Here is a 20,406-nt window from a genome sequence, read left to right as displayed (position 1 = left end):
AGGTAGTCTCCGGTTCCGGGATGGGCGTCGTCGCCCGGTGTGCTGGGTTACCTGAGGGTAACCAAAAGTTTACCCAAAAGCTAAAGTGGAACTGCGGTTGGGGTCAAGACTAGGCTGAGGACATGGCGGCTCACGATAACAGCGAAGACCCTAACTACGACGTCGATGTCCTGATTGTGGGCGCCGGGCCTACGGGCCTTGCACTGGCCGCCCAGCTGGCCGCTTTCGGCGCCAGTTTCCGCATCATTGACCGGCGCCAGGCCCCGGGAACCGAATCGCGGGCCATTGCCATCCAGCCGCGCACCTTGGAAGCACTGCGGCCCTTCGGTGTCAGCGGCGAGCTGGTTGCCGCCGGACGTCCCGCCCGCGAACTGCACCTCCACCTGCCGGAGGAAACGCTGGAAGTGGACCTGTTCGACACGGGGCTGGAGGATTCGGCGTTCCAGCAGTTGCTGTTCCTGCCCCAGACGGAAACCGAGCGCATCCTGACCCAGCACCTGCTGTCCCGCCGGGTACGCATTGAGCGCGGCGCGGAGCTCCAGGACCTGGAACGCCTGGACCCCGAGGACCCGTTTGCCGGCATGGAAGCCAAGATCCAGCGGATGGACCGCGGCATCGAGCGCATCCGTGCCCGTTACGTGGTTGGTGCCGACGGTGCCGGGAGCACGGTCCGCGCCAAGGCAGGCATGGACTGGCGCGGCGGAGCCTACCCGGACACCTTCATCCTGGCCGACGTCGAAATTGACGGCGCGGAACCGGATGCCGTGCATTCCTACCCCACCGAGGACGGGTTCCTCTTCCTGTTCCCGCTCGGCGGATCCGCCACATGGCGGATGATCGCAATCAAGCCGCCGCATCGCCCTGCCACCCTTGAAACAATGCAGGAGCTGGCCGATACCTTTACGCATGGCGCCCTGCATGTGCGGGATCCGAAGTGGATCAGCACCTTCCGCCTTTCGCACCAGATGGCCGAGTACTTCCAGCGGGGTTCGGTGTTCCTGGCCGGTGACGCCGCCCACGTCCACTCCCCCGTTGCCGCCCAGGGTATGAATACCGGCATCCAGGATGCACTGAACCTTGGCTGGAAACTCGCCCTCGGTGCCCGCGGGCTCGCCAGCGATGAGCTGATTGACAGCTATCACGCCGAGCGCCGGCCCGTGGGCCAGGAAGTCATGTCCACGACGGACCGGATCTTCAAGCTCGCCACCAGCCGCAACGGCCTCAAGAAGCTGCCCCGCACCAAGCTCCTGCCCGCGCTGGCCCCGAAGGCCATGGGCTGGGACGGGCTCCGCTCGCGGCTCTTCCGGACGATGGCCCAGTTGAACATCAACTACCGCGGCAGCAGCATGGTCGACGCCGGAGATTCCCGCCGGCCGGCACTCCTGGCCCGCGGCGTCCGCCCCGGCGACCGCCTGCCCGACGCCGACGTCATCCACCAGGACCGGGAACGGCGCCTGCAGGATCTCGTGGCCACGCCCGGCTTCTCCATCCTCCTCAGCGGACCCGGCTGGCCGCAGGACGCACCGCACCAGCTCCGGGCGGCACTGCCCCAACTGGCCGGACTGCTGAATATCCAGCAGCTGACCGTCGGCAGCAGCCTCATTGCGAATTCTCCCGGCATCATCAAGGACGTCAGCGGCCTGGCCTTCCACCGCCTGGGCCTGAGCTCGCGCCGGCCTGAACTGCTGGTCATCCGCCCCGACGGCTATGTCGGCTACCGGTCCTCCGGCCGGGACATCACCGGCGCGGTGGAGTACCTGCAGCGCCTGACCGGTGAATCGGCGGCCGAGCCTGCGTCCGGCGAAACCCTGTCAGCCTAGGCGCCGCCCGGGCTGACGAGGGTCCAGAGCACAATCGTTTCCTCGTCGGACGGGTTGTGCCATGAGTGCGGCTCCCGGCCGGGGAAGGTGACCGTGTCACCGGTCATAAGTTCGATCCGCTCGTTGCCCAGGATGAGTTCGAAGCTGCCCTTGGCAACGTGCAGCACCTCCACTTCGCAGTCCACCGAATAAAGATCCGCTTCTCCGGACCCGCCGGGGGCAATCACGGAGCGGACCATTTGGACGCGCCGTTCCGTCCGGGCTGTGACCAGCCGTTCCACGATTCCCTCGCCGCCCAGGCTGATACGTGGGGCATCCGCCAGGCGCGTCACATTGGTTTCCGGTGCGGCAAAGAGGTCGCCGATGGAAATGGAAAGCACCTGGCACAGGGTCAGCAGGGACGCCACTGACGGAGAAGTCAGGTCCCGCTCCACCCGGCTGAGGAAACCCTTGGTGAGGCCGGTGGCTTCAGCCACCTGCTCAATGGTCAAATGCCGGGCCTGGCGTGCGGAGCGGATCCGCACCCCAATCGCCACCGGAGCGTTGGTCGGTTCTACGGGCAAGGCCTTCATGCTTATGAGCATACCGAGGGAAACATACACGTAATGCGATGGTATTGCGGGGCGGCTAAATTGACGGCGTGACTGAAAGCACACTAACTTCAGTAAACACTTGTTGCCTGCCAGGCAATTCGACGCCGGTTTCCTAGCTCGAGGACTGCAATGGAATACATCAACGGGACCATCGTGGTCCTTTACCTGCTGGCAATGTTGGGTTTCGGATGGTGGGGCAAGTCCCGCACGAAGAACGTGAGCGACTATCTGGTGGCCGGCCGCCGGCTGGGGCCGCTCTTTTACACCGGCACCATGGCCGCCGTCGTCCTCGGCGGCGCCTCCACGGTCGGCGGGGTGGGGCTTGGTTACAAGTACGGCATCTCCGGCATGTGGCTGGTGGTCGCCATCGGCACCGGAGTCCTGCTCCTCAGCCTGCTCTTCGCCTCCACCTTGCAGAAGCTGCGGATCTACACGGTGTCGCAGATGCTGTCCCTGCGTTACGGGACCGAATCCACGAAGGTCTCCTCGATCGTGATGCTGGCCTACACGCTGATGCTCTGCGCCACCTCCACCGGCGCCTATGCCACCATTTTCGTGGTCCTCTTCGGCTTTGAGCGGTGGCTCGCCATTGCGGTGGGCGGCGCCGTCGTCCTCGTCTACTCCACCATCGGCGGAATGTGGTCCATCACGCTCGCCGACATGGCGCAGTTCGTCATCAAGACCATCGGCGTCTTCGCCCTGATGCTGCCCTTTACGCTCTCCGCCGCCGGGGGCCTTGACGGCATCCGGGAGCGGGCGGGAGCGGAATTCTTCAGCATCACCGGTATCGGCGCTCAGAGCATTATTACCTATTTCGTGGTCTACACGCTGGGCCTCCTGATCGGCCAGGATATCTGGCAGCGGGTCTTCACGGCACGCACCCCGCTTGTGGCCCGCTGGGGCGGCACCGCGGCCGGGATCTACTGCATCCTCTACGGCGTGGCAGGGGCACTGATCGGCATGGGCGCCAGCGTCGCTCTTTCCGCGGTGGAGTCCCAGGATGACGTCTACGCCGATGTCGCCATGAACCTGCTGCCCGTCGGCCTCGGCGGACTCGTCCTGGCCGCTGCGGTTGCCGCCATGATGTCCACGGCCTCGGGGGCGCTGATTGCTGCGGCCACCGTCGCGCGGACCGACGTCGTCCCCTTCGTCCGCGGATGGTTCCGCCGGGGTTCCGACAGTTCCACCGCCCGGAGCACCGCCACCAACCCGGAGACCGGGGACGACGCCGGCGAAGACATCGCCTCCAACCGCTACTGGGTACTCGGGCTGGGCGTCGTCGCGATCATCGTGGCCATAGTGGTCCAGGACGTGGTCGCTGCACTGACGATTGCGTACGACATTCTGGTGGGTGGACTGCTGGTCAGCATCCTGGGCGGACTGGTGTGGAAGCGCGGCACCGGACTGGGTGCCGCCGTGTCCATGGCTGTCGGAACCGTGGTGACCCTGGGAACCATGATCTATCTTGAGATCCGGGGGGCTGCCCCGTACGACGGCGTGTACGCCAATGAACCGATCTACTTCGGGCTCGCTGCGTCGGCCGTTGCCTACTGCGTGGTTTCGCTGCTCTCCCGGCCCACGGACCCCGAGGTCCGTGCCGCCTGGGACAAGCGGGTGGCCGGCACCTCCACCGCCGAGGCGGAAGAAGTGCCAGCCGTCTAAGCCGCGGCTACTTTTCCATGGATTCCATTTCCGGCTGCTCCTCCGGATCCGGGATCTCCTTCGCGTCGAGATCCTCGCCGTCGTCTTCGCCGGTCCAGACCTTGATCACGGCCCAGCCCACTGCCGCGATCGGGACGGCCAGGATGGCGCCGATAATGCCCGCCAGGATGGTTCCTGCGGTCAGGGCGAGCAGGATCACCAGGGCGTGGATGCTCAATGACTTGCCCATCACCACCGGTTGCAGGAAGTTGCCCTCCAGCTGGTTCACCGCAATGATCACCACGACGACGATCAGGGCAACAACCGGTCCATTGGCCACCAGCGCGATCAGGGCTGCGAAGACACCGGCTGCGGTGGCGCCGACCAGCGGGATGAACGAGCCGACAAAGACAATCACGGTCAGGGGCAGGGCCAGCGGAACCTGCAGGATGAACAGCGCCGCGCCAATGCACACCGAATCGACCAGGGCCACAATGGCGGTGCCGCGGATGTACCCGCCGAGGACCTCCATCACCCGGAAGCCGGAGAGCCGGGCCTTGTCCCGGCGGTCACCCTCCGGGAACATCCGCAGGAAGAATGCCCAGATGCGGTCACCGTCCTTGAGGAAGTAGAACAGCACCACGGCCATCAGCAGGAACCCGGTGGCAAAAGTCGTGGCCGCGGAGATACCCGCAATGGCGCCGCTGCTTACCGTGCTGCTGGTAGCAAAATCGATCACCGCGTCCCGCCCGTTGGCGAGCATCTCCTGGTCGATCGGAAGCGGGCCGTTAAGGACAAAGTCGTAGAGCTGGTCGAAGCCTGCAACAGCCTGGTCCACCAGGTCGCTCCATTCGCTGCGGATAGCGAACACAATCCCGGTCACCAGCCCGCCGAAAATGCCGAGCAGCAAGAGGAACGACAGGCCTGTCGCCAGCGCGCTGGGCCATCCCTTGCGGCGGAGCCAGTTCACGAACGGAGCGATCGCCGCGCCCAGAATCAGCGCCAGCAGCACCGGAATCACCACCAGCGTGACCTGCAGCAACCCGTAAACCGTCACCGAAACCAAAAGCAGGATCAACAGGATCTGGGCGGAGCGCTGCCCGGCGTGGCCGAGGGGGCCGCTCCAGTACCGTCCGGGCCTGGTGTGATCCGGCTGGGTATCCCGTTCAACCCTGTTGGGGCTTGATGCGCTCATGTTCGCTACTTCCTGGTCAGGGCTTGTTCTGGAGATCGGTGGGGGAATTCGTTTCTGCGGTGCCGTTGGCGGTGGCGGAATCTGCGGTGGCGGAATCTGCGCTGGCGGAAACGACGCTGCCGTCCTGCAGGCTGTCGCGGACGTGCCTGCGAAGGACTTTGCCGATCATGGACTTCGGAAGCTCCTGGATCTCAACGATCCGTCGCGGCACCTTGTAGGCGGCCAGCTCCTTGCGCACGAAGGTCCGCAGCTCCTCGGCACTAAACCGGGCGCCTGCCTTCCGCACCACGGCCGCCACAACGTCCTCCCCGCCGCCGGAGCGGAGCAGGCCGACGACGGCGACGTCGTCGACGGATTCATGGCGCTTCAGGGCGTCTTCCACTTCCGAGGGTGAGACGTTGAAGCCGCCGGTAATGATCAGCTCCTTGATCCGGTCCACGATGGTCACAAAGTGGTCCTCGTCCACGGTGACAATGTCCCCGGTACGGAACCAGCCGCCGTCGAGCAGTACCGCTTCGGTTTCCCGCGGCTTGTTCCAGTAGCCGGCAAAGACCTGGGGGCCCTTGATCAGCAGTTCACCCCGCTGGCCCTGGGGAACGTCGACAGTAGGATGCTCGGGATCCACAACCCGGATGTCGGTCAGGGGGAACGGGACACCGACCGTTCCCGGTTTCCGCGACTTGGCGAAGGGGTTGCCCAGCGCGATGGGAGACGTTTCGGTCAGGCCGTAGCCTTCGATCAGGAGTCCGCCGGTGGCTTCTTCCCAGATTTCTACCGTTCGAGGCGGGAGGTTCATGGCACCGGAAATGGCGGACCGGACGCCCTTGAGCGAAATGTTCTGTTCCTTGGCTCCCGCGGCCAGCCGCTCGTAAATCGGCGGTACGGCCGGGAGGAAGGTGGCCGGGGTCTTTTTCATGGCCTTGAGCGTCATGTCGACGTCGAACTTGGGGAACAGCACCACCCGGGCCCCCAGGCTCATGGCGGTGGTGAGGCACAGGGTCAGCCCGTAGGCATGGAACATGGGCAGGACGGCGTAGAAGGTTTCATTGCCGGGCTTCAACCCGGGAACCCAGGCGCGTCCCTGTGCCGCGTTGGCCACGAGGTTGGCGTGCGTCAGCATCGCACCCTTGGGATCTGCGGTGGTTCCGCTGGTGTACTGGATCGCTGCCAGGTCCGACGGCTCCGGACGCGGATGGCGTTTGCGCAGCGGGCGGTTGTCCAGCAGCTCATTCCACCTCACCACTCGCCGCGGCCCACGGGGCGGACGCTTGGACGGGGAAAGGGCGGCCCGTGCCTCGCGCAGGGCGGGAACGGGGAGCTTCAACGCCAGCCGGTTGATCAGCGGCATGGCCGGGATCAGGTCGACCGAAACAATGCTGCGCACCGGAATATCCGCCGGCAGCTTCTGGACGTTCTCCACAACCTTGTCCCACACCACGGCCACGGTGGCGCCGTGATCCTCGAACTGGTGCCGCAGCTCCCGGTCCGTATAGAGGGGGTTGTGTTCCACCACCACGGCTCCCAAGCGGAGGACCGCGTAGAACGCCACCACGTGCTGCGGCGAGTTGGGCAGCACAAGCGCCACCCGGTCGCCCTTGCGCACGCCGAGTTTCATCAAGCCCGTCGCCGCACGACGGATCTGGTCCCCCAGTTCCTCGTAGGAAGTGGTGGCACCGAAGAACTGCAGGGCGGTCTTGGATCGGTATTTGCGGACCGAGCTCTCCATCACGTCAACGAGGGACTCATCCGGGAGGCTGAAGCCTTCCAGGACTCCCTCGCTGTAGTGGCGGGTCCAGGGGCGGGCAGGATCCGTAAGAGGGAAGTTTTTGCTCACAATCTGACTCTAGCGCCTGCCCGTCACGGACAAAAAGTCAGGGTGCTTAGGGACAAAACCGGGGTCGGGCGTATCGCGGAGTTCCGACCGGTACAGCCGGTGGATTCGACTACACTTGGACACGCGAAGGGGAGTAGCTCCGGTGGGGGCCTTCTGGTTCATTCCAGCTGGTTCATTTTCCGCCGAGGCCTGTCGACATACTGGACGCCGCGGCGTCCCGGCAGTCCACCCGCCGGCATCCGGCCGCGGGCGAGCGAGACCTTCGGTCAGAAGAGTTGCCTTTTACTTTAAACTGACCGGATCCCCCCGTTCCGGTCCCTGTCAGGAGCACCGTGAATTCCCATTCCTCGCCGGAGCCCGCATTCAGCGAATCCAGCGTTCCTTCCAACGCCGACAAAAAGCGATGGCGGCAGTACCTGGCCGATGAGCAGGCCGAAGCAGCGACCTACCGGTATCTGGCTGAACGCCGCGACGGTGAGGAACGCGACATCCTCCTGGCACTGGCCGAGGCTGAGGGCCGCCATGAAGAACACTGGCGCACGCTGCTGGGCGACGACGCCGGGCGCAGGGCCCGTGCTTCCTTCCGCAACCGGGCCCTCGGCCTGCTGGCCCGCCGTTTCGGCTCGGTGTTCGTGCTGGCCCTGGCACAGCGCGCCGAGGGCCGCTCCCCCTATGCCAAGGATCCCAACGCCACCAGCGCCATGGCCGCGGATGAACAGATTCATGAGGAAGTGATCCGCGGGCTGGCCACTCGGGGACGGACCCGGTTGTCGGGGAACTTCCGGGCGGCAGTTTTCGGCGCCAATGACGGCCTGGTCAGCAATCTTGCCCTCATCATGGGAATCGGCGCCACCGGGGTGTCCAGTACGTTCATCCTCATCAGCGGTCTGGCCGGCCTGCTTGCGGGGGCGTTGTCCATGGGCGCGGGAGAGTATGTCTCGGTCCGGTCCCAGCGTGAACTCCTGGATGCCTCCCGGCCCACCCAGATCACGCTTTCGGCTGCGAAGTCACTGGACATCGATGCCAACGAGCTGGTGCTGGTGTACCGCGCACGCGGGATGACCAAGGACGCAGCCGAGCACCGTGCGGCAGAACGGATGGGCCTCTACAGCTGCGACTGCGATCCGAGTTTCTCCCTCAACCCCGAAGCGGACGACGCTGAAAAACACGATGAGCACGAGTCCGTAGGGACGGGCTTGGGCGCTGCCGCCTCAAGCTTCTGCTTCTTCGCATCCGGCGCGGTGATTCCGGTGCTCCCCTACCTGTTTGGTCTCACCGGGATGACCGCCGTCGTCCTCTCCTGCGTCCTGGTGGGCCTGGCGCTGCTGATGACCGGGGCGGTCGTCGGCCTGCTCTCCGGCGCCTCGCCCCTAAAGCGGGCGCTGCGGCAGCTGGCGATCGGGCTGGGTGCCGCAGGCGCCACCTATCTGCTGGGCCTGGTTTTCGGGACGACCGCCCTCTAGGACACGCAACATGGGCAGTTCTCCCCATGTACGGATTCCCTCCGGCGGGTTATGTTCTTCCTGACATTCAGGGGGAACTGTCATAGTGCGGCTCTCCCGCCGCCTCGCGACTGCAGCATTCATACTGCGGTCCGGGGCCTGTACAAGGGGGAGAAAATGGGCGCCTATGACATAGACGCTGCAGCAGTAGGCAGGATAATCACGGACACCGAGTCCATCCTGTTGCAGAACGAGAGTCTTTTCCTCGACCTTCAAGACCGGATCGACGGCGTTGAAACCGCGCTCGGCAAGAGTGGGGCACTCGCTGGGTTCTCGACGTTCGCTGCAGAGACGGTGATGCCGGGCGCCAAGACGGTAATCACCCGGAGCGATAATGCCGTCCTGGCAACCCGGCGGGCACTGAACGCATACGTTCAGGGCGACGAGGAGATGGTGGCGAATGCGCAGCAAGCGGCAGCGAGCATCGCGCCGCTGGCCATCGGCGCAGGAGCCGCTGCAATCTCCCGCGGCAAGTTGGCACCCAACGTGACTCCCGCACCGGCACCGGCACCTGCTCCCGCTCCTGCACCCGCTCCCGTGCCAGCACCAGCGCCGGCCCCGTCACCGAGTGTGCGCATGCCGGTAGCTCCTGCCCCCGTTGCGCCCGCTCCGATTGCCCCGGCGCCAGCCCCGGAACCGGCACCCACGCCGGGCCCGGCAGCGGATGCGCCGGCTGACTGCTGTGAACCCGGGTGTGACTGCTGCGGACCGAAATCCCCGGGAGATGAACACCCCACCCCGCCCGACTACATCGGCAACCCACCCCGCATGCCAGAGCATCCCCTGCCCGGTCCCGTCCGAGACCTGCCATGGCTGCCGGGTCCAGGAAACGTACTCCATCCGCTGCCGGCGCCCCTCCCGGAGGCCAACCCCGGTGGACACATCGCCGACCCTGCCCCCTACTACCCGGGCAACCCGGGTGGAAACATACTCCACCCGCTGCCGGCGCCCCTCCCGGAGGCCATCCCCGGTGGACACATCGCCGAGCCGGCGCCCTACTACCCGGGCGACCCGGGCCGCGGCGCTATGTGGCCCGGAATAGACCCCGGATTCTGGGCCGACCCTTCGCGTCCGGGCTTCGAGCGCCTTCCCGTCGAACTGCCGCAGGAGATCACGAAGATGCCCGACGTCATCCATGCCGAGCCGTGGATGCCGGAAGTCATCCCTTTCGAGCCAAGGCCCGACGTCATCCATGCCGAGCCGTGGATGCCGGAAGTCATCCCTTTCGAGCCAAGGCCCGACGTCATCCATGCCGAGCCGTGGATGCCGGAAGTCATCCACTTCGAACCAATGCCGATGCCCGAGATCATCGATATCAAGCCGATGCCGCTGCCGGAAGTCATCCACTTCGAGCCGATGCCGGATACAGCACCCGGCGACTTTGGGGGCGCCGGCGTCACACCCGAACCCACCCCCGTGCCGCGGGAAATCAACGGCATTCCAGTAGTCGACGCGATCCTCCTGGCTGACCAGGCACCGTCCGACGCGGAGCCCAACAAGACCCGCGGAAGGTGGGGTTTGACGTGAGCATCAATGTTGATCTGAGTGGTACCGATAATCTGCCCAACGAGGCGGCGCTGCTGGCTGCTGCCGCCAGGCTGGACAGACGCGTTGAACGCATGGCTGACACCTTGGACGACGCCCAGGCCAAGTGGCAGACCGTCGATTCCTTCTACCGCGCCCCGGAGGCGAGCCTCGTGCACACGGCGATGGACAAACCGCGTGACAACGGCGAGGAGATCCTGCTTGCGGTGCGCTCCTCAAAACAGGCTTTGGAGGTCTTCGCAGAAGAAATCACCGCAATCAAGGCAAAACGCGCTGAACTCAAGGCCAAAATCGCAACTGCCCAAGCGCAAGACAAGCGCGAAGCCGAAATCATCGATGGAATCGGAGAATTCGGCTTCCTCGGAGAGGCTGTCAGCAAAATCGGGTCCGTCATGGACTCCGCGGACGCTTTCATGGATCAGTTCATGCTCCAGAGGGAAGCGGACCAGCTGGCGGCCGAACTGCAAAAGGCGGAGGAGGAGTGTAACCGGGCACATAGGGCCTTGGTCCGCCCTACTGCTGATGTTCCGCCAATCAGCAAGGAAGCCCTGAACGAATGGGCTATCCAGGATGCCACCCAGGCCTACAACCGGGTGCAGAACTCCATCGGTGACCCGAGTGTAGCCATGCAGCAGTATCTTGCGCTCTTGGCCGGGCTCAGGCCCGACCAGATGGAACAGTTCCTGGCCCGTAACCCGGAGGCTGCGCTCTCGCCGCCGGCTCTCGGATCGGATCCCCGGAAAAACAAGGAAGCCTGGGAAAAGCTCACCCCGGAGCAACGCGCTGTCATCAGCCAGAAGGTGCCGTCCCTCGTAGGCAATCTGGAGGGCATTCCTTACTCAGACCGAACCGCTGCGAACAACGTGGCGCTGGACCTGGCGCTGGCCCAGAAGCCGCTTCCGGATGCACAGCGGGATGTCCTCAAGGAAATAAAAGCGGCCGTCGATGCGGGTCGTGACGACACAACCGTCCGCGGACTCATTTCCTTTGATCCCACGCACCCGCCGCTGGCCGCCCTGGCTATCGGAAATATGGATACTGCTGACAACGTCACATGGAATGTCCCAGGGATGGGAACGACCGCCGGGTCCATGGACAATTGGGCCGAGGGATCACAGAACATCTACGATGCCCAACTGAAGCTCGGCGGCGGCGAGCCGGCGGTAGTTGCCTGGATCGGTTACCACACACCAGGCATGCCTCCCTCCACCGAAGTCTTGGGCAACGAACATGCCCTGGACGGAGGTGAGCGCCTCGCCTCATCACTGAACGGCTTCAACGCTGCCAGCGACGGCCGCGACACCTACGTTTCGGTGGCAGCGCACTCCTACGGCACCACGACCACCGCCCACGGCCTGACCGGGATCGATTTTGACGTGGACTCCGTGGCGTTTTATGGCTCCGCTGGCCTGGACAACACGGCCCTGGCGGACATGCGCATTAAAGACGGGCCCGAGGGACAACCGGCACTCTTCGCCACCCAAGCATCCCAGGACCAGGTTGCCTGGACCGGCAACGTCCTCTCGCGGCGCACCAACCCATTGGGGGACGGTTTCGGGTCACATGAATTCAGTTCGGAAGGGGACGCAGAGCGGGAGCTCAAGCAGACCCTCGGGCACTCCGCCATCGGGGAGGACGGTGACAAATGGAATCCCCTGCACACCTACGATGAACATGGGTATCTGGACAATGGAACACAGAGCCTGGATTCCGTCGCCAAGATTACAACCGGAAACGGTGATGAGGTCCTACAGCGCGAGGAAGAATTAGCGGATACTTCGAGAGCCTTTGAAGAGAGACGGTCTGAGATGCCTTATTACCCGCACAGTTTTGGCAGACGATGAACCGGCTGACCCTGGCGGTTGGCTCGATCGCCCTTGCCCTAGCCCTAACGGTGGCCGGCTGCGCCACCCCGTTCGATTCAGAGGACACCATGAAAAGTGAAAACAGCGAAGCCGTGGATCAGTCCAGGCCTGCCTCGGAGCTGCTCGCCAGGATGCTGGAGCTGAGCGACGAAACCACCAAGGTCCACGGTGGACAGTGGACCTATTCCAATGATGCACGGTCCGCCTGGGACGGTACGAAAACAAGCGGGTATGTTGCATACACCTGCACGAGGCTGAAGCCCGGAAGCGGCGAGAAGCGCTCCTACCGTTACAGAACGATGATCATGGGCCCCGCAGTGGAAGACCCGGAAGCCGCCATGGAGAAGTACGTCTCGCACTTCGAACAGCAGGGATTCACCGAAACCAACCGCTACGATTCCCCAGTGCCTAAGTCCGTGGGATCGGGGTACTACATCATGGTTACCCTTCAGGATGAGGAGGGAAGCAAATTGGTTTACCAAGCCGGGAATCATCTCAGCAGCCTGACTTATGAAGGACCATGTTCCTACGATCCCGAGATGGAATTCCGGACCACCTAGGAAGACGACCAGCTCCACGGCGGCCGGTGGGTCCATGGTGCCCCAGACGGAAACATCCTGGTTTACCAGGCGCCCGTGGCCTAAGGCACAGCCGTGCCGTACGGCTCCTTATAGGGTGCTGTCCAATTTGACTTGGTGCGCCGCAGGCCGCGAGTCTGGAACTAACACTTGCGAATTATGTAAAGGGACGCAGAGGCTAGGCAGCGTTACTTTATCGATTCCGGAGGGACGGCGTACCGTCCGTCACACGCTCAAATAAAGAGTGGCTGCCATTCTGCCTGCCCGGGTCCCCCAACGAGGGGCTCGGGCCCTTTTGCGCTGACATGCTGACATAAGGAAGGCCTATGGCTACCACAGAAGGTCCACCGCGCGACGCCGGGAGGCACGCGGCGAATCCCGTCGCCCCGGTACCCGCCACCACCCACTCCTCCGTTGCCCCGGAGGATCCCTCCACTTCGTCGATGCCCATCGTGGAGCAGGAACACGAACTCGTCCAGCAGTTGATCGAGGGACAGCGCGAGCAGGAAGCGGCGCTCAGCCGCGGCGTGCCTGCGAAGCTCGACAAGGTGATCTTCGCCATCACCGGTGCCCTTGCGCTGGCGTTCATCGCGTGGGGCTTCTTCGGGACAGACAGCCTGTCCGCTGTCTCCTCGACGGCACTGGACTGGGTCATCACTAACGCAGGCTGGTTCTTTGTGCTCCTCGCCTCGTTCCTCGTGGTCTACGTGATCTGGCTGGCTGTGGGACGCTACGGCAAGATCCCCCTTGGCCAGGACGGCGAGGAACCGCAGTTCAAGACGATCTCCTGGATCTCCATGATGTTCGCCGCCGGCATGGGCATCGGCCTGATGTTCTACGGCGCGGCCGAGCCCCTGTTCTACTACATCTCCCCTCCCCCCGGCACCGTTGACGGCCAGACCCCCGAGGCCCTGCAGACGGCCATGGGCACGTCCCTGTTCCACTGGGGCCTGCACCCCTGGGCCATGTACGCCGTCGTCGGCATTGCCATGGCATACGGCACCTACCGTCTCGGCCGCCGTCAGCTGATTTCGTCGGCCTTCACCTCACTCTTCGGCGTGAAGCGGGTAGAAGGCCCGCTGGGCAAGGTGCTGAACATCTTCGCCATCTTCGCTACCCTCTTCGGCACCGCGGCTTCGCTGGGCCTCGGCGCCCTGCAGATCGGCAGCGGCCTGCAGTCGGTCGGGTTCCTCGGGACCGCCGGAACAACCGTCCTGGTCGCGATCGTCGCGATCCTCACCGGTTGCTTCGTGGCGTCCGCGGTTTCCGGCATTTCCCGCGGCATCCAGTGGCTGTCCAACATCAACATGGTCCTCGCGCTGGTGCTGGCCGCCATCGTTTTTGTTGTGGGGCCGACCCTGTTCATCCTCAACGTCATTCCGGCAGCGATCGGTGACTACGCCACCAACCTGGCGCAGATGGCCTCCCGCACCGAGGTGTCCGGCGATGAATCCATGCGCGCCTGGCTCTCCAGCTGGACCATCTTCTACTGGGCCTGGTGGCTGTCCTGGACGCCGTTCGTCGGTATGTTCATTGCCCGCATCAGCCGCGGCCGCACCATCCGCCAGTTCGTCACCGGCGTGCTGGTGGTTCCCTTCGTTGTCAGCGTGGCCTGGTTCTCCATCTTCGGCGGCGCCGCGATCGGAACGCAGCAGGAAGCGGCAGCCAACGGCACACCGGGACTCACCACAATGGTGGACGGTGAACCCACCATTGATTTCGACGGCTCGCTGTTCGACCTGATTGCAGCCCTCCCCATGCCGAACCTCCTGGCCACTGCGGTGGGTATCCTCGCCATGGTCCTGGTGGCCATCTTCTTCGTCACCGGAGCGGATTCGGCTTCCATCATCATGGCGTCGTTGAGCTCCAACGGGGCCGAGCACCCGTCCCGCGGTGTCGTTATCTTCTGGGGCGTCCTTACCGGCGCCGTGGGGGCAGTGATGCTGCTGGCAGGCGGCGACGACCCTGCCGCGGCGCTGGACGGCCTGCAACGGATCACCATTGTGGCCGCGCTGCCCTTCGCCGTGGTTATGCTGCTGATGACCATCGCCCTGGCCAAGGACCTGGCCAAGGACCCGCTCTCACTGCGGCGCCGGCTTGCCGTTTCCGTGGTGGACCGGGCCATCCAGGCCGGCGTGGACGAACACGGCTCCTCCTTCGACCTGCACACCACCGAGCACGACGACGGCCCGGACGCGGCAGTGTCGGCAACCACCGCCCCGGAACGCAAGTAGCTGCCCCGGTCGCTAAGCAATACGCGAAGGTCCCCGCACATAATCAGTGCGGGGACCTTCGCGTATATTTCCCATCAGTCCAACCTCATCCCGGGTCCACAGGGTGCTAAACCACAACACGGCACCGCACAATAGACGCCGTCGAAACCGGACCCCCAACGGGTGGATTTGCCTGCTGGCCTTGTGCCCTCTTCCTCCTCCTCATACCCTGCAGAAAGTTACCAACCGGTAACCACTCGCACTTTCCCGCAGACAATGAGGTCACCATGAGGAAACATCTGGGCATTTTGGCGGTGTCCGCCGCGCTTCTGGGTTCGTCCCTGGCCGCCGCGCCCGCCATCGCAGCGCCGGCGGCACCGGCTGTCGCTGCACCCGCGCCTGCCATCCGCACCGACGTCGTTATCACCAGCTTTGACGGCACCCCGATCCACACGAACTTCTTCCCCGCCACCGGCCTTGCCTCCGGCCAACAGGCACCCACCGTGATGGTGGGACCCGGGTTCGGGCTGCCCGGCGGGCGTATCCCGCTGAGTACCACCAGTACGCTGATCGGCTCCATCGGTATTGCTCCCCTGCGGGACGCCGGCTACAACGTGGTGACCTGGGACCCCCGCGGTTTCGGGCTCAGCGGCGGTGAGGCCTACGTCAACAATCCTGCCTATGAGGGCAGGGACGGGTCCGCGATCATCGACTACATTGCCGCCCAGCCCGAAGCACAACTGGAGTCCCCGGGAGACCCCGTCCTCGGCATGGCCGGGGCGTCCTACGGCGGCGGTATCCAGTTTGTCCTCGCCTCCCAGGACCAGCGCGTGGACGCCATCACCCCCACCATCGCCTGGAATGACCTGACCACCAGCCTGTACAAGGCCGGTTCCTTCAAGACCGGCTGGGGCGCCCTGCTCTGCGCCGAAGGAACGGCGCTGGGACAGCTGGGCTCGCTCGTGGGCAACCAGGGCGCCCTCTCGGCCCCGGTCCGCAAGGCCTGCCAGGAAGGGCTGACCTACCCCAACCAGCTCAGCGCCGAGTCCATCGCATACTTCGAATCGTTGACCCCGGACACCCTGTTCACCTCGATCACGGCTCCCACCCTGATCATCCAGGGCACGGCGGATACGCTCTTCACGCTGGATGAGGCCCGACGCAACTATGACCTCATCCGCAGCACCGGCACGCCTACCAAGATGCTGCAGTTCTGCGGCGGCCACGGGTTGTGCAATTCCACTGCCGGACCGGACCGGATCACTCCCGCAGTGTTGAACTGGTTTGCCCGCTATCTGCGGAACGAACCGGTGGATACCGGCGCGGCCTTCCAGTTCATCGACCAGGCCGGCGTGACCCGCGGAGCGCCCGGGTACCCGCAGGCCACCGGCGCCCTGACCGGTACCGGGAAGGGGTCGATCATCCTCTCCCCCGCTGCCATCAGCGGGGCAGTCGTGGCGGCCGCCGTCGCTCCGGTGGCAGTCAACGTCCCCATCAGCGCCCCCACGGTGACGACGTCGGTCTTCGGCGCACCGCAGCTGACGCTGACCTACCGCGGCTCTGCCCGGCAGGTCAACACCCATGTCTATGCCCAGATCATTGACCGGTCCAGGTCCTCCCTCGTGCTGGGCAACCAGGTCACACCGGTTCCGCTGATCCTGGACGGGAAGGAACACACCCTGACCATCCCCTTGGAAGAGGTTTCCTACACTGCCGATCCAAGCACCCGGCTGGTCCTGCAGGTCACGCCCGCCACCTCCGTCTACGCGCTGCCGAAGGCGACGGCGCTGACCAGCTTCACGGCGTCTGTCACCGTGCCCACCGTGGCCGCCTACCCGGCGATCCCCTAGGGTCGATTAGCGCACAAAGAAGGGAACCTGCCGGCGGCAGGTTCCCTTCTTTGTGCGCGGGTTCCTATTTGGTACCGGCAACCCGGAGCTGTTCTTCCACCTGCTCCAGGCTCTGTCCCCGGGTCTCCGGGACGAAGCGGCGGACAAATACCAGCGCCAGCAGGCCCAGCACCACGAAGATGAAGAAGGTCTTAGAGATGCCGATGGCGTCCATCAGGATCGGGAAGGAGAAGCCAACGGCGAAGTTGGTCATCCACTGCACGAAGACCGACAGGCCGATCCCCAGCCCGCGGACCTTCAACGGGAAGATTTCCGAGAGCATCAGCCACGTCACCGGCGAAACGGCGCCCTGCTGGAAGGCCAGGAACGTGACCGTCAGGGCCAAGATGATGTAACCGCGTACGCTGCCTTCGGTAACGAAGATGGATACCAGCCCGATCAGCAGCAGCGAGGACCCGGTACCGATCAGTCCGGTCATCAGCATTTGCCGACGGCGGACCCGGCCCAGCAGCCAGATACCGAAGATAGCCGCTGCCACGGACACCACGCCGTTGGCAATGTTGGCGGTGAGCGCCGCCTCGGTACCGAAACCGGCGTCGGCCAGGATCTGCGTGCCGTAGTACATAATCGCGTTCACGCCGGTGATCTGCTGAACGATGGACAGTCCCATGCCGATCAGCAGCACCCGCAGCAGCCAGGGTTCCGCGAAGTCCCGCAACGTGCCTGCCTGTGCCGATTCCTTCTCGGCCAGGCCACGCACCTCGTCATGTTCGGCCTGCGCGTCCTCCTCGCTGCGGATGCGGCGGAGGGCCGCGAGTGTTTCGGCGAAACGCCCCTTGGAGGCGAGCCAGCGCGGGCTTTCCGGAACAAAGCTCATTCCGATCCACAAGGCGATGGCCGGCAGCGTGGCCACCACGAGCATCCAGCGCCAGACCCCCTGGTCTTCGCCCCAGATGTTGCCGATCACCGCGTTGGCAACAAATGCGACCAGCTGTCCGGTGACGATCATCAGCTGGTCGCGGGTGACCATCTGGCCGCGGCGTTCAGCCGGTGCCAGTTCGGCCAGGAAAACGGGCACCAGCGCCGAGGCGCCGCCCACGGCCAGGCCGAGCACAATCCGGGACAGCACCATCACGGCGATCGTTGGCGCCAGGGAGGTGCCAAGGGTTCCAATCAGGAAGACGACGGCGAGACCCATCAGGATCCGGCGCCGGCCGAACCGATCGGTCAGCTTCCCGGAAATAGCCCCGCCAAATGCCGCGCCAAAGAGCAGGCTGGAGGTGATCAGGCCTTCGGTGAAGGGGGTCAGGCCCAGATCGTCTTCCATGTAGGGCAGGGCGCCGTTGATGACGCCGGTATCGTAGCCGAACAGGAAACCGCCAAGGGTGACGATCCAGGACGCACGGCGAAGCGCCCGTCTATGCGGGGAAGCCTTGGAAGCCCGGTCGGGGCCGGCTGTTACTGTGGTGGACATTTGCGACTTTCTTGGCTGCGACGCACAAAACCCCCGTCCCGCGGAAAAATCCGTTGGACGGGGGCGTGCAGTTACTGAACTAGAGGGCTGCGTAAACTTCGCGCAGCAGCGTAGCGGTCTCGGACGGCGTCTTGCCGACCTTCACGCCCGCGGCCTCGAGGGCTTCCTTCTTGGCCTGTGCCGTTCCGGCGGAGCCGGAGACGATGGCGCCGGCGTGGCCCATGGTCTTGCCTTCGGGAGCCGTGAAGCCGGCCACGTAGCCGACAACCGGCTTCGTGACGTTGGCCTTGATGAACTCTGCGGCACGCTCTTCGGCATCGCCGCCGATTTCGCCGATCATCACGATGGCCTTGGTTTCGGGATCCGCTTCGAAGGCAGCCAGTGCATCGATGTGGGTGGTGCCGATGACCGGGTCGCCGCCGATGCCGATGGCGGTGGAGAAGCCAAGGTCACGCAGCTCGTACATCATCTGGTAGGTCAGGGTGCCGGACTTGGAGACCAGGCCGATGGGACCCTTGCCGGTGATGTTGGCGGGCGTGATGCCTACCAGCGCTTCGCCGGGGGTGATGATGCCGGGGCAGTTCGGGCCGATGATGCGGGTGACCTGGTTGCCGTCAGCGTCCACCTTGGACTGGGCGTGGGCCCAGAACTCGGCGGAATCCTGCACCGGGACGCCTTCGGTGATGACGACGACGAGGCTGATGCCGGCGTCGATCGCTTCCATCACGGCGTCCTTGGTGAAGGCCGGCGGCACGAAGACGATGGAGACGTCGGCGTCGGTCTTGTCGATGGCCTCGGCAACGGTGCCGAAGACGGGCAGTTCAACGTCGCCGTGGGTGACGGTGGTGCCTGCCTTGCGGGCGTTCACGCCGCCGACAACCTGGGTGCCGGCCTTGAGCATCAGGGCGGTGTGCTTGGTGCCTTCGCCGCCGGTGATGCCCTGAACGATGACCTTGGAGTCCTTGTTCAAGTAGATAGACATAGGTGGGTTCTCTCTTCTAGGTTTCGACAGGCTCAGTTAGCGAGCAGCGTAAGCGAGCTCGGCGGCCTTGTCGGCGCCTTCGTCCATGGTGGTGGCCAGGGTGACCAGCGGGTGGTTGGCCTCGGCAAGGATGCGGCGGCCTTCCTCGACGTTGTTGCCGTCGAGACGGACAACCAGCGGCTTGTTGGCTTCGTCGCCCAGGATTTCCAGGGCCTTGACGATGCCGTTGGCCACGGCGTCACAGGCGGTGATTCCGCCGAAGACATTCACGAACACGGACTTGACCTGGGAGTCATTCAGGATGACGTCCAGGCCGGCGGCCATGACGGAGGCGGAGGCGCCGCCGCCGATGTCCAGGAAGTTCGCGGGCTTCACGTTGCCGTGCTTTTCGCCGGCGTAGGCAACGACGTCGAGCGTGGACATAACCAGGCCTGCACCGTTGCCGATGATGCCCACTGCGCCGTCGAGCTTGACGTAGTTAAGGTCGTTTTCCTTGGCCTTGGCCTCGAGCGGATCCGCAGCGTCCTTGTCTTCCAGCGCGGCGTGGCCGGGCTGGCGGAAGTCGGCGTTTTCGTCCAGGGTGACCTTGCCGTCGAGGGCCAGGATCTCACCGCTGCCGGTCTTCACCAGCGGGTTGACCTCGACGAGGGTGGCGTCTTCCTTGGTGAAGACATCCCACAGCTTGATGATGGCGTTCATAACGCCCTCGCGCAGCTCGGGGGCGAACCCGGCGGCGTCGACGATCTCGGCGGCCTTGGCGGAGTCGATGCCGACGGCGGGATCGACGGCAATGCGGGCGAGTGCGTCGGGACGCTCCACGGCCAGCTGCTCGATCTCCATGCCGCCCTCAACCGAGCACATGGCCAGGTAGTTGCGGTTTGCGCGGTCCAGCAGGACCGAGAAGTAGTATTCCTCGGCGATGTCGGCACCCTGGGCGATCATCACCGTGTTAACGGTGTGGCCCTTGATGTCCATGCCGAGGATGTTGGATGCGTGCTCGAAAGCTTCATCGGCGGTCTTGGCAACCTTCACGCCGCCGGCCTTGCCTCGGCCACCAACCTTGACCTGCGCCTTGACGACTACAACGCCGCCGATCTTCTCAGCAGCAGCTTTGGCTTCTTCAGGGGTGTGCGCCACGATTCCGGCGAGCACGGGTACTCCGTGCGCCTCAAACATATCGCGCGCCTGATATTCAAACAGGTCCACGGGCTAGTGTCCTTCTACGTCGAAGTAGGGGTTTACATGCGATCTGGCGATCGCAGAGCAGATGCATCCGGCCGGTCTGCCCCACGAGGAACTTTAGTCCCTTGGGGC

At 64.6% G+C, this 20,406-nt stretch carries 14 protein-coding genes and 1 pseudogene; 9 read left to right on the top strand and 6 right to left on the bottom strand.

Annotation, left to right across the window (positions count from 1 at the left end):
• The first annotated feature begins 122 nt into the window (after positions 1-122).
• On the top strand, positions 123-1,820 hold the full coding sequence (locus NNX34_RS11775; RefSeq protein WP_255766722.1) for an FAD-dependent monooxygenase: 1,698 nt from the start codon (positions 123-125) through the stop codon (positions 1,818-1,820).
• Here the strand turns inward: NNX34_RS11775 and NNX34_RS11770 are convergent.
• On the bottom strand, positions 1,817-2,392 hold the full coding sequence (locus tag NNX34_RS11770) for a helix-turn-helix domain-containing protein (protein WP_255766721.1): 576 nt from the start codon (positions 2,390-2,392) through the stop codon (positions 1,817-1,819). The two genes, NNX34_RS11775 and NNX34_RS11770, sit on opposite strands and share 4 nt — an antisense overlap.
• Positions 2,393-2,542: 150 nt before the next feature.
• On the opposite strand from NNX34_RS11770, the gene NNX34_RS11765 reads away from it, so the two are divergent.
• Positions 2,543-4,075 (top strand): sodium:solute symporter, encoded by a 1,533-nt coding sequence (locus NNX34_RS11765; protein ID WP_255766720.1) that lies wholly within the window; start codon positions 2,543-2,545, stop codon positions 4,073-4,075.
• A gap of 7 nt (positions 4,076-4,082) precedes the next feature.
• On the opposite strand, the gene NNX34_RS11760 is transcribed toward NNX34_RS11765, so the two are convergent.
• Together NNX34_RS11760 and NNX34_RS11755 are read right to left on the bottom strand one after the other, a co-directional pair.
• Positions 4,083-5,249 carry an AI-2E family transporter gene (locus tag NNX34_RS11760; protein ID WP_255766719.1) on the bottom strand — a complete coding sequence of 389 codons (1,167 nt, stop codon included), beginning with the start codon at positions 5,247-5,249 and terminating at the stop codon, positions 4,083-4,085.
• Between the two features lie 16 nt (positions 5,250-5,265).
• Positions 5,266-7,083, bottom strand: a complete 1,818-nt coding sequence (locus NNX34_RS11755) for a long-chain-fatty-acid--CoA ligase (protein WP_255766718.1) — start codon at positions 7,081-7,083, stop codon at positions 5,266-5,268.
• Between the two features lie 332 nt (positions 7,084-7,415).
• Between NNX34_RS11755 and NNX34_RS11750 the strand changes: the two genes are divergently transcribed.
• From NNX34_RS11750 to NNX34_RS11725, 7 genes and pseudogenes are all read left to right on the top strand, one after another.
• Entirely contained in the window at positions 7,416-8,546 is a 1,131-nt protein-coding gene (locus tag NNX34_RS11750; protein WP_255766717.1) for a VIT1/CCC1 family protein, read from the top strand.
• Positions 8,547-8,597: 51 nt separating this feature from the next.
• Positions 8,598-9,002 (top strand): annotated as a pseudogene (locus NNX34_RS16170) (DUF6507 family protein); the annotation flags it as partial.
• Positions 9,003-9,353: 351 nt separating this feature from the next.
• Positions 9,354-10,112, top strand: a complete 759-nt coding sequence (locus NNX34_RS11745) for a hypothetical protein (RefSeq protein ID WP_255766716.1) — start codon at positions 9,354-9,356, stop codon at positions 10,110-10,112.
• Positions 10,109-11,974 (top strand): alpha/beta hydrolase, encoded by a 1,866-nt coding sequence (locus NNX34_RS16165; protein WP_255766715.1) that lies wholly within the window; start codon positions 10,109-10,111, stop codon positions 11,972-11,974. Before NNX34_RS11745 ends, NNX34_RS16165 begins: the two co-directional genes overlap by 4 nt.
• On the top strand, positions 11,971-12,555 hold the full coding sequence (locus NNX34_RS11735) for a hypothetical protein (protein ID WP_255766714.1): 585 nt from the start codon (positions 11,971-11,973) through the stop codon (positions 12,553-12,555). Before NNX34_RS16165 ends, NNX34_RS11735 begins: the two co-directional genes overlap by 4 nt.
• Positions 12,556-12,899: 344 nt before the next feature.
• Positions 12,900-14,807, top strand: a complete 1,908-nt coding sequence (locus tag NNX34_RS11730; RefSeq protein ID WP_255766713.1) for a BCCT family transporter — start codon at positions 12,900-12,902, stop codon at positions 14,805-14,807.
• Positions 14,808-15,073: 266 nt separating this feature from the next.
• Entirely contained in the window at positions 15,074-16,636 is a 1,563-nt protein-coding gene (locus NNX34_RS11725; RefSeq protein WP_255766711.1) for a S9 family peptidase, read from the top strand.
• A 64-nt stretch (positions 16,637-16,700) separates the two neighbouring features.
• Here the strand turns inward: NNX34_RS11725 and NNX34_RS11720 are convergent, their stop codons facing one another.
• The 3 genes from NNX34_RS11720 to sucC form a co-directional block, all read right to left on the bottom strand.
• Complete coding sequence (locus tag NNX34_RS11720) at positions 16,701-18,110, bottom strand: sugar porter family MFS transporter (RefSeq protein ID WP_255766710.1); 1,410 nt, start codon at positions 18,108-18,110, stop codon at positions 16,701-16,703.
• 79 nt (positions 18,111-18,189) lie between these two features.
• Positions 18,190-19,092, bottom strand: a complete 903-nt coding sequence (gene sucD, locus NNX34_RS11715; RefSeq protein WP_227923050.1) for a succinate--CoA ligase subunit alpha — start codon at positions 19,090-19,092, stop codon at positions 18,190-18,192.
• Positions 19,093-19,128: 36 nt separating this feature from the next.
• Entirely contained in the window at positions 19,129-20,298 is a 1,170-nt protein-coding gene (sucC, locus tag NNX34_RS11710; RefSeq protein ID WP_255766709.1) for an ADP-forming succinate--CoA ligase subunit beta, read from the bottom strand.
• Positions 20,299-20,406 lie beyond the last annotated feature (108 nt).

It is taken from the genome of Arthrobacter sp. zg-Y1116 (assembly GCF_024385485.1).
In the GTDB taxonomy this organism is placed as follows: Bacteria; Actinomycetota; Actinomycetes; order Actinomycetales; family Micrococcaceae; genus Arthrobacter_B.
This window is presented reverse-complemented; position numbering and strand designations above follow the sequence as displayed.